This is a genomic window from Bradyrhizobium sp. (assembly GCF_016462955.1).
In the GTDB taxonomy this organism is placed as follows: Bacteria; Pseudomonadota; Alphaproteobacteria; order Rhizobiales; family Xanthobacteraceae; genus Bradyrhizobium.
Map to the genome: position 1 here is coordinate 4249 of NZ_JAEMSD010000116.1, position 8878 is coordinate 13126.

At 64.8% G+C, this 8878-nt stretch carries 10 protein-coding genes; 7 read left to right on the plus strand and 3 right to left on the minus strand.

Annotated features, from left to right (window positions below; translation table 11 throughout):
• The 3 genes from dctP to JHD07_RS14635 form a co-directional block, all read left to right on the plus strand.
• On the plus strand, positions 1–613 hold a 613-nt coding region (dctP, locus tag JHD07_RS14625), incomplete at its 5' end, for a TRAP transporter substrate-binding protein DctP (RefSeq protein ID WP_291623302.1).
• Positions 610–1164: a TRAP transporter small permease gene (locus JHD07_RS14630; protein ID WP_291623304.1), complete on the plus strand. Its 555-nt coding sequence runs from the start codon at positions 610–612 to the stop codon at positions 1162–1164. The genes dctP and JHD07_RS14630, both read left to right, overlap by 4 nt.
• Positions 1161–2519, plus strand: a complete 1359-nt coding sequence (locus JHD07_RS14635; protein WP_291623307.1) for a TRAP transporter large permease — start codon at positions 1161–1163, stop codon at positions 2517–2519. Before JHD07_RS14630 ends, JHD07_RS14635 begins: the two co-directional genes overlap by 4 nt.
• 97 nt (positions 2520–2616) lie before the next feature.
• Here the strand turns inward: JHD07_RS14635 and JHD07_RS14640 are convergent, their stop codons facing one another.
• Positions 2617–3300 (minus strand): GntR family transcriptional regulator, encoded by a 684-nt coding sequence (locus JHD07_RS14640; RefSeq protein ID WP_291623309.1) that lies wholly within the window; start codon positions 3298–3300, stop codon positions 2617–2619.
• Positions 3301–3533: 233 nt separating this feature from the next.
• Between JHD07_RS14640 and JHD07_RS14645 the strand changes: the two genes are divergently transcribed.
• The 4 genes from JHD07_RS14645 (at position 3534) to JHD07_RS14660 (ending at position 7413) form a co-directional block, all read left to right on the plus strand.
• Positions 3534–4142 (plus strand): TRAP transporter small permease, encoded by a 609-nt coding sequence (locus JHD07_RS14645; RefSeq protein WP_291623327.1) that lies wholly within the window; start codon positions 3534–3536, stop codon positions 4140–4142.
• On the plus strand, positions 4142–5407 hold the full coding sequence (locus tag JHD07_RS14650) for a TRAP transporter large permease (protein ID WP_291623311.1): 1266 nt from the start codon (positions 4142–4144) through the stop codon (positions 5405–5407). The genes JHD07_RS14645 and JHD07_RS14650 overlap by 1 nt, the downstream gene beginning before the upstream one ends.
• Before the next feature lie 18 nt (positions 5408–5425).
• On the plus strand, positions 5426–6409 hold the full coding sequence (locus JHD07_RS14655) for a TRAP transporter substrate-binding protein (protein ID WP_291623313.1): 984 nt from the start codon (positions 5426–5428) through the stop codon (positions 6407–6409).
• Between the two features lie 77 nt (positions 6410–6486).
• Positions 6487–7413 (plus strand): dihydrodipicolinate synthase family protein, encoded by a 927-nt coding sequence (locus tag JHD07_RS14660; protein ID WP_291623315.1) that lies wholly within the window; start codon positions 6487–6489, stop codon positions 7411–7413.
• A 110-nt stretch (positions 7414–7523) separates the two neighbouring features.
• Here the strand turns inward: JHD07_RS14660 and JHD07_RS14665 are convergent, their stop codons facing one another.
• Both JHD07_RS14665 and JHD07_RS14670 read right to left on the minus strand, forming a co-directional pair.
• A complete protein-coding gene (locus JHD07_RS14665; protein WP_291623317.1) occupies positions 7524–8435 on the minus strand; it encodes a hydroxymethylglutaryl-CoA lyase in 912 nt (303 codons plus the stop codon).
• Between the two features lies 1 nt (position 8436).
• Positions 8437–8878, minus strand: a 442-nt coding sequence (locus JHD07_RS14670) for a biotin/lipoyl-containing protein (RefSeq protein WP_291623319.1), incomplete at its 5' end; no start/stop codon positions are given.

The window sequence follows — 8878 nt, forward strand, 5'->3', positions numbered from 1 at the left end:
CGATTTCCTCGCCGACAAGGGCATCATCCTGCTGACCTGGGTGTGGCAGGCCGGCGGTGTCGCCAGCCGCTCCAAGCCGATCGTTGCGCCCGAAGATGCCAAGGGCCTGAAGGTCCGCGGCGGCTCGCGCGAGATGGACATGGTGCTGCAGAGCGCCGGCGCCTCGGTGCTGTCGGTGCCCTCCAACGAAATCTACGCCGCAATGCAGACCGGCGCCTGCGACGCCGGCATCACCTCCTCCACCAGCCTGATCTCGTTCCGCCTCGAAGAGGTCGCGAAGTCGCTGACCTCGGGCGCCGGCGCCTCCTACTGGTTCATGCTCGAGCCGCTGATGATGTCGAAGGCGATCTTCGACAAGCTGCCGAAGAACCATCAGGACATCCTGCTCGCGGTCGGCTCCGAGCTCGAGGCCTTCGGCCGCAAGGGTGCGCAGGATGACGATGTCGAGGTCGCCAAGGTCTACGAGAAAGCCGGCGCCAAGGTCTCGCCGCTCGATGCGGCCACGGTCGGCAAGTGGCGCGACATCGCCCGCGACACAGCCTGGAAGGACTACAGCGCCAAGACCGCGACCGCGGCCAACCTGCTCAAGCTTGCGATCGACGTCGCCGCATGAGCCACGGTCCGCTTCCGGATCGTGATGACCAGGTCAAAGCCGCCGCAAGCACCGGCCTTGCGGCGGCGATCGATCGCGGTCTCGCCATCCTCAACAGCATCATCGTCGTGTTCGCCGCGGTCGCGCTGGTCGCGGCCTGTGCGATCCTGAGCTACAGCGTGCTCAGCCGCGCGCTGTACAAGGCCGCGAACTATTGGCAGGACGAGGCCGCCGTGTTCCTGCTGGTCGGCGCCACCTTCATGACCGCGGCCTACGTGCAGCAGCACCGCGGACACATCGGCATCGAGGCCTTTGTCGGCCTGCTCTCGCCGCTGGCAAACAGGGTCCGGCTCTGGCTGGTCGACGCGGCCACGTTCCTGTTCTGCGCCTTCTTCACCTGGAAGTCCTGGACGCTGGCGCACGAAGCCTATGTCGACGGCCAGGTCTCGAACTCCATGTGGTCGCCGCCGCTCGCCATACCCTACACGCTGATGGCGCTCGGGATGAGCCTGCTCTGTATCCAGATTCTCGTGCAGCTTGCGCTGCCCTTCACCGGAGCCAAGCGGCCATGAGCGTTCTCGGTATCGGCGTCGCTTACGGCATCGTGACGCTGCTGGTGATGTTCTCGGGCATGCCGATCGCGTTCGCGCTCGGCGCCGTCGCCGTCGTGTTCATGGCCATCTACATGCCCGCCGCCTCCCTCGATACGGTGACGCAGAACGTCTACGAGGAAATGGCCTCGATCACGCTGCTGTCGATCCCGCTGTTCATTTTGAAGGGGGCTGCGATCGGCAAGTCGCGCGCCGGCCAGGATCTCTATTCGGCGCTGCATGCCTGGCTGCACCGCGTACCCGGCGGCCTCGGCGTTGCCAACGTGTTCGCCTGCGCGCTGTTCGCGGCGATGGCGGGCTCGAGCCCAGCGACCTGCTCGGCAATCGGCTCGGCCGGCATCCCGGAGATGCGCAAGCGCGGCTATTCCGGCGGCTTTGCCGCCGGGATCATCGCCGCCGGCGGCACGCTCGGCATCCTGCTGCCGCCGTCGATCACGATGATCCTGTTCGCGGTCGCCGCCGAGAAGTCGCTCGGGCGGCTGTTTCTCGCCGGCATCGGGCCCGGCCTCCTGCTGGTCACGCTGTTCGGCGCCTATGCCGTGATCCGCTTCAGACAGGAATATGCCGCAGCCGAAGCGGCCTACAAGAACGGCGGACCGGAGGCTCCGATCCTGCAGCGTGACGAGTATACGCTGGCCGAGCGATTCAGCGTGCTGCCACGGGTCATTCCGTTCGTGCTGCTGCTCACCGGTGTCATGGTGGCGCTCTATGGCGGCTACGCCACGCCATCGGAAACCGCCGGCCTCGGCGGCCTGCTGGCGCTGGCGCTGATTGCCGCGATCTACAGCGTGTGGCGGCCGAGCGACCTTGCTCCCATCATGAAGTCGACGATCCGGGAATCGACCATGCTGATGATGATCATCGGCATGTCCCTGCTCTATTCCTACGTGATGAGCTATCTGCACATCTCGCAATCGGTCGCCGAATCCATCGTCGCCATGCACCTGCCGCGCTGGGAGCTGCTGTTCGCGATCCTGGTCATGGTCGTCGTGCTCGGCTTCTTCCTGCCGCCGGTCTCGATCATCCTGATGACCGCGCCGATCATCCTGCCGCCGCTGCGCGCCGCCAATTTCGACATCATCTGGTTCGGCGTCGTCATGACCATCGTGATGGAGATGGGGCTGATCCACCCACCCGTCGGCCTCAACATCTTCGTCATCCGCAACGTCGCGCCGGACATTCCCCTGCGCGAGGTGATCTGGGGCACCCTGCCCTTCGTGCTCTTGATGATGCTCGCGGTGCTGCTGCTGTGCTTCGTGCCGGGGATCTCGACCTGGCTGCCGGACCTCGTGATGGGGCCGGACGGAAGCAGGTAGGCGAGCGATCGTAGAGTGGGCCAAGCGAAGCGGGCCCACATCTTTCTTGGATACGGAGAAGAACGGTGGGCACGGCGCATTCGCGCCATTGCCCACCCTACGATTTCTCCTTCCGCCGCCCCTTTGGCGCGTTCGCCACCACCTGCAACAAATCCTTGCGCACGGCTTCGATGTGCCGCTCCAGGAAACGACAGGCCTCTTCGACCTTCCCCGCGCGGCAGAGCGCGATCAGATGGGCGTGCTCCTTCTCCGCCGTCCCCATCGCCTTGGTGTTGGAGAGTTGCAGACGCGTGTAGCGGTCGCTGGTCTGGAGCAGCGACAGCACGATCGCGCGGGTGCGCGGCTGCGGGGCGTGCACGTAGAGCGCCATGTGGAAGTCGGCATTGAGCCGCCCCCAATCGCTGACGTTCTTCGCCTTGATCGCCTTCTCGAACTGCCTGTGGATGTCGTCGAGCCCGTCGATATCCTCCGTGGTAAAACGGGGCGCCGATTGCGCCAGCAGGCGAGGCTCGAGGATGCAGCGCAGGTCGAACACGTCGTTGATCTCGTCCAGCGACAGCTCGGAGACGATGGCGCCCTTCTGCGGCACGATCCGGACCAGGCCTTCCGCCTCGAGCTGGAACAGCGCTTCGCGCACGGGAATGCGGCTGACGCCATAGGCTTCGCCGAGCGCGTCCTGCCGCAGCTGGGATCCTGCGGGATAGGTGCCGTCGAGGATCGCCTGCCGGAGCTGGTCGACGATCGCGGCCGACAGGGTGCGATGCTTTAGAGGCTGCTTCATCTGATCGTCTGTTGTCCTTCCCGACTCGTTCGACCGACGCGGTCCCTGTCTTGCATGGGGAGATGCCTGGCAAAAGCCCGACCTCCTCCGAGGCACACTGCTCAGCAAACGCGCGGTTTGCCGCCGAAATGACCGCAAACTCCGTTTGACACTCAAAATGTATAAATTATACATTTGGCAATCGCACGACAAATCTTTCGGAGGTTGGGGCTTCTTTCATGATCGAGCAGACCATGCCGGCCACGCGCGCACTCGGCCTCCGACGCATGATCGTCAGGATGTCGAGTGCCCTGCTCGCCTGCGAGCGGCTCGCGCTGATGAGCCTGATGTATCTGCTCACCGGCCTGATTCTGGTGAACGTCGTCACCCGCTACTCACACTTCCCGATCTACTGGATCGATGAATCCGCGGTCTATTGCGTGGTCTGGCTGACCTTCATCGGCGCGTCCGCGATGACGCGGCTGCGGCTCGATTTCGCGGTGACCATGCTGACGGAGCGCCTTTCCGCTCAGCACCAGAAATTTGCAAAAGTAATCTCGACCGGCCTCGTCGTGGTGTTCGGCGTCGCCCTGATCGTCACCTGCGTGCTCTGGATGGATCCGGTCGGCCTCGCCCGCGCCGGCTTCGACGGGCGCAAGCTCGCAGCCGCAACCTTCAACTTCCTCTACACCGAGCGCACGCAGACGCTGAACTGGCCGACCTGGATGCTCTATCTGACGCTGCCGATCTTCGCGGTGTCGATGACCATTCACGGGCTCGCCAATTTGCTGGAAGATCTCGAGCTGGTCCCGCGGACGGCGCCGAAGGGCTTCCAGCTCTCCGAGCTCGACGGGGTCAATTGATGATCACGTCAGCGGCCTTCATGGCGTTCATGCTGGTCGGCGTGCCGATCGGGCTTTGCCTGTGCCTCGCCGGCCTCGTCTACATCGCCGCCTCGGGTAACCCGGTGCTGTTTCAGTCCTATCCGCTCCAGCTGTTCGGCGGCGTCGACAGCTACGGGCTGATCGCCATTCCGCTGTTCATCCTGATCGGCGAGATCATGAACGGTGGCGGCATCACGCGACGCATCGTCGACATGGCGATGGCTTTCATCGGCTCGCTCAAGGGCGGGCTCGCCTACGTCAACATCCTCGCCAACATGTTCATCTCCTCGATCCTGGGATCTGCGACGGCGCAGGTCGCGATCATGGCCCAGATCATGGTCCCCGAGATGGAGAAGAAGGGCTATGACAAGACCTTCGCCGCCGGCCTCACAGCCTATGGCGGCATGCTCGGCCCGATCATCCCGCCCTCGGTGATGTTCGTGGTCTACAGCGTGCTGGCGCAGGTCTCCGTCAGCGACATGCTGATCGCCGGCATCGTGCCGGGTGTCATCCTCACGGTGATGTTCTGCCTCGTCGTCGCGCTGATGGGATACGTCTACAACTACCCCCGCGCGGATTACCAGACCCCGCGCCAGCGCGTCATGACCATTCTGCGGACCTCGCCGACGCTGCTGATCCCGATCGTCATCGTCGGCTCCATCCTCGGCGGTCTCGCCAACGCGACGGAATCCGCGGCCGTCGGCGCCGTTGCCGCGGCGCTGGTCGGAAAATACTGGACCAAGGAGTTCAAGTTCTCGCAACTGCCGCAGATGATGCTGCGCAGCGCCATCTATTCGGCGATCGTGCTGTTCCTGGTCGCGGCCGCCGCCGTATTCTCCTGGGTGCTGATCTTCGGCAAGGTGCCTCAGGAGACCGCTGCCTGGATCCAGACCGTCGCCAAGGACCCGGTCAGCTTCATGCTGATCTGCAACGTCATCCTGCTGGTGATCGGCACCGTGATCGACGGCATTCCAGGTCTCATCATGACCGTTCCGATCCTGCTGCCGGTGGCAACCGAGATCTATCACATCGATCCCCGCCAGTTCGGCGTGGTCGTGGTGATCAACCTCGTGCTCGGCCTGCTGTCACCGCCGGTCGGACTCTGCTTCTTCGTCGCAGCCGCCGTCACCGGCGCCAAGCCCGGCAAGATGTTCATTGTGACGCTGCCGCTGTTCGTCATCTCCTGCGTCCTCCTGGTGCTGCTCTCGCTGTACCCCTCGCTCTCGCTGATCCTCGTCAAATAGGCCAATAGGAGTCCGACCATGCCGCTTTCTCGCCGCCGCTTTCTTGCTGCCAGTGCCGCCGCCTCGGTGTTCGCGCCATCGCTGGCGCTGGCCCAGGCCAAGGAATTCCGCCTTGGCCTGATCACGCCCAACGGCCATTCCTGGAACAAGGCCGCGCTCAAATTCGGCGAGGATCTCAAGTCCGCGACCAACGGCCGCCTCACCCTGACCGTGTTCCACTCGGGTCAGCTCGGCAACGAGAGCGCGATGATGCAGCAATTGCAGTCCGGCGCGCTCGACATGGGCTTCATCCAGGCTGCCGAGCTCGGCTCGCGCGTGCCGCACATCGCCGCGATCAACGCGCCCTACATCGTCCGTTCGACGCCGGCGGTCGCGAAGTTCGTGCGGCATCCGGCGGCGGTGAAGCTGTTCGAGGTGCTGCCGCAGGAGACCGGAACGATCGGGCTCGGCTGGGGCATCACCGGCATGCGCGCGGTGTTCTCCTCCAAGGACCTCAATTCGCTCGCCGATATCAAGGGCATGAAGCTGCGCATCAACCCGACGCCGGTCTATCGCGACTTCTATTCTTCGCTCGGCGCAGCTCCGACGCCGATCCCGACCCCGCAGGTGTTCGATGCCATGGCCAACGGGCAGGTCGACGGCCTCGAGGCCGATCTCGAATTCTCCTGGAACCAGCGCTTCGACAAGGTGTCGAAGGTGATCCTGCAGATGAACGCCGTCTTCATGCCGATGGCCGCCGTCGTCTCGGGCCGGGTCTGGCAATCGCTGCCGGCCGCCGACCGCGAGCTGATCACCAAGACGATCAAAACGACGCTGGACGCGCAGATCGACGAGCTCGCCGGCAACGAACCCAAACTGATCGAGAACTTCAAGAACGCGCCGATCCCGATCCGCCAGGTCGATGCCAAGGACACCGAGGCCGTCATCGCCGAGTTCGACAAGATCTGGCTGCCCAAGGCCCCGGTCCTCGCCGAGCTGCGCAAGGTCGGCGCGACGCTCTGACACCCATCCATTCCCTTCACGTCAATGCCCGGCGGATCGAACGATCCGCCGGCACAATTCCAATCGGAGCCACAACAATGAGCCCACGCATCTCCTGGGAAGGCGTCTTCCCGGCCGTCACCACCCAATTCAACGACGATTTGTCGCTCAACATCGAGGCGACGGCCAAGGTCATGGACGGGTTGATCCGCGACGGCGTCTCCGGCCTGATCGTCTGCGGTTCGGTCGGCGAGAACACCTCGCTCGAGCGCAAGGAAAAGATTGCGATCATGGAGACCGCGAAGGCGGTCGCGAAAGGCCGCGTGCCGGTGTTGTGCGGCATCGCCGAATTCACCACGGCCTTTGCGGTCGAAACGGCCAAGGAAGCCAGGCGCGTCGGCATCGACGGCGTGATGGTGATGCCGGCGCTGGTCTATTCGTCCAAGCCGCACGAGACCGCCGCGCATTTCCGCGCGGTCGCCAGCGCGACCGACCTGCCGGTGATGCTCTACAACAACCCGCCGATCTACAAGAACGATGTCACGCCCGACATCCTCGCCTCGCTCGCCGACGTCGAGACCGTGGTCTGCTTCAAGGATTCCTCGGGCGACACGCGGCGCTTCATCGACACCCGCAACATGGTCGGCGACCGCTTCGTGCTGTTCGCCGGGTTGGACGACGTCATCGTCGAGAGCGTCGCCATGGGCGCGGTCGGTTGGGTCTCGGGCATGTCGAACGCGTTCCCGCGCGAGGGCGAGACGCTGTTTCGTCTGGCCAAAGCCGGGCGCTTTGCCGAAGCGATGCCGCTCTACGAATGGTTCATGCCGCTGCTGCATCTCGATGCCCGCCCGGACCTCGTCCAGTGCATCAAGCTGTGCGAGCACATCATGGGCCGCGGCACCGCGCTGACCCGCCCGCCCCGCCTGGCGCTGCTGCCGCACGAAAAGGCCGAGGTCGAGGCCATGATGGCCAAGGCGCTGAAGAACCGGCCGCGCCTGCCGGATGTCGGCCTCAAGGCGGCTTGAGGGCACGCTTTGTAGAGTGGGCAAGCGCAGCGTGCCCACCTTCTGCCAATGATTGCGAGAGATGGTGGGCACGGCGCAATGCGCCTTTGCCCACCCTACGAGATCTGGTGCTAGGAAGCCGTGCGCGTCTTCTTCGCATTCAACGCCGACGCCACGCGGCTCACGGGCGGCTTGCCCAACACGACGCTCATCGCATTCGTCGCCGCCAGCAGCTTCTCCATATCGACACCCGTCCTGACGCCCATGCCTTCGAGCATGTAGACGACATCCTCGGTCGCGACATTGCCGGTCGCGCCGGGCGCGTAGGGACAGCCGCCGAGGCCGCCCGCGGCGGCGTCGATGACACGCACGCCCTCCTCCATCCCCGCATAGAGATTGGCCAGCGCCTGGCCGTAGGTATCGTGGAAATGCATCGCGAGCCTGGCGGGGGGAACGTTCGCGCTGACCGCGCGCAGCATCTCCTTCGCTTTGACAGGTGTGCCGACTCCAATGGTGTCGCCGAGCGATATTTCGTAGCAGCCGAGACCGAACAGCGTGCTCGCGAGATCGGCGACCGCCTTCGGCTTGACCTCGCCGTCAAAGGGGCAACCGAGCACGCAGGAAATATAGCCGCGCACCCTCACGCCATCGGCCCTGGCGCGCGCCAGCACCGGCCTGAAGCGCTCGATGGATTCGGCGACCGTGCAGTTGATGTTGGCGCGCGAAAAGCCCTCGGAGGCCGCCGCGAACACCGAGACGACCTTGGCGCCCGCGGCACGGGCGGCCTCATAGCCCTTCTCGTTCGGCACCAATACGTGGAATTCGGCGCCTTTCACATGAGCGACACCTCGCAGGACGGCATCCGAACTTGCCATTTGCGGGATCGCCTTGGGCGAGACGAAGGCGCCGACCTCGACCGTATCGAGGCCGGCCGCGACCAGCGCCTCGACGAACGCGATGCGATCCTCGACGCTGACCGGCGTCTTTTCGTTCTGGAGACCGTCGCGTGGCCCCATTTCGATGATGCGGACGGGATCGCTCATGTCACTCTCCGGACGGCTCGACCACGGCGAGCTCGATGCCCTCCTGCACGATGTCGCCGACCTTGCACTTGATCGACTTCAGCACGCCGGCATAGGGCGCGCGCAGCGTCTGCTCCATCTTCATCACTTCCAGCGTGAGGATCGGCGCGCCCTTCTCCAGCTTGGCGCCTTCCTCGGCCAGCACCGCGACGACCGTGCCAGGCAGAGGCGCAGCGATCTTGTCCGCGCCGACCTGCTCCTCGGTTTCGCCGCCGAACGGATCGACCCAGTGCAGGTCGAAGCGGCCGTTGCGCGTGCGCAAGTAGAGCTCGTGGCCGTCGATCACGGCCGCGACCTGCGATTTGACGCCGTCCAGCGTCAGGTCGAATCCGCCGTCCCGCGGCGCAATGGCGAACGCCAGCTCGCGCTCGCCGATCACCAGCGTCGAGGGCCCGCTGCCGTAG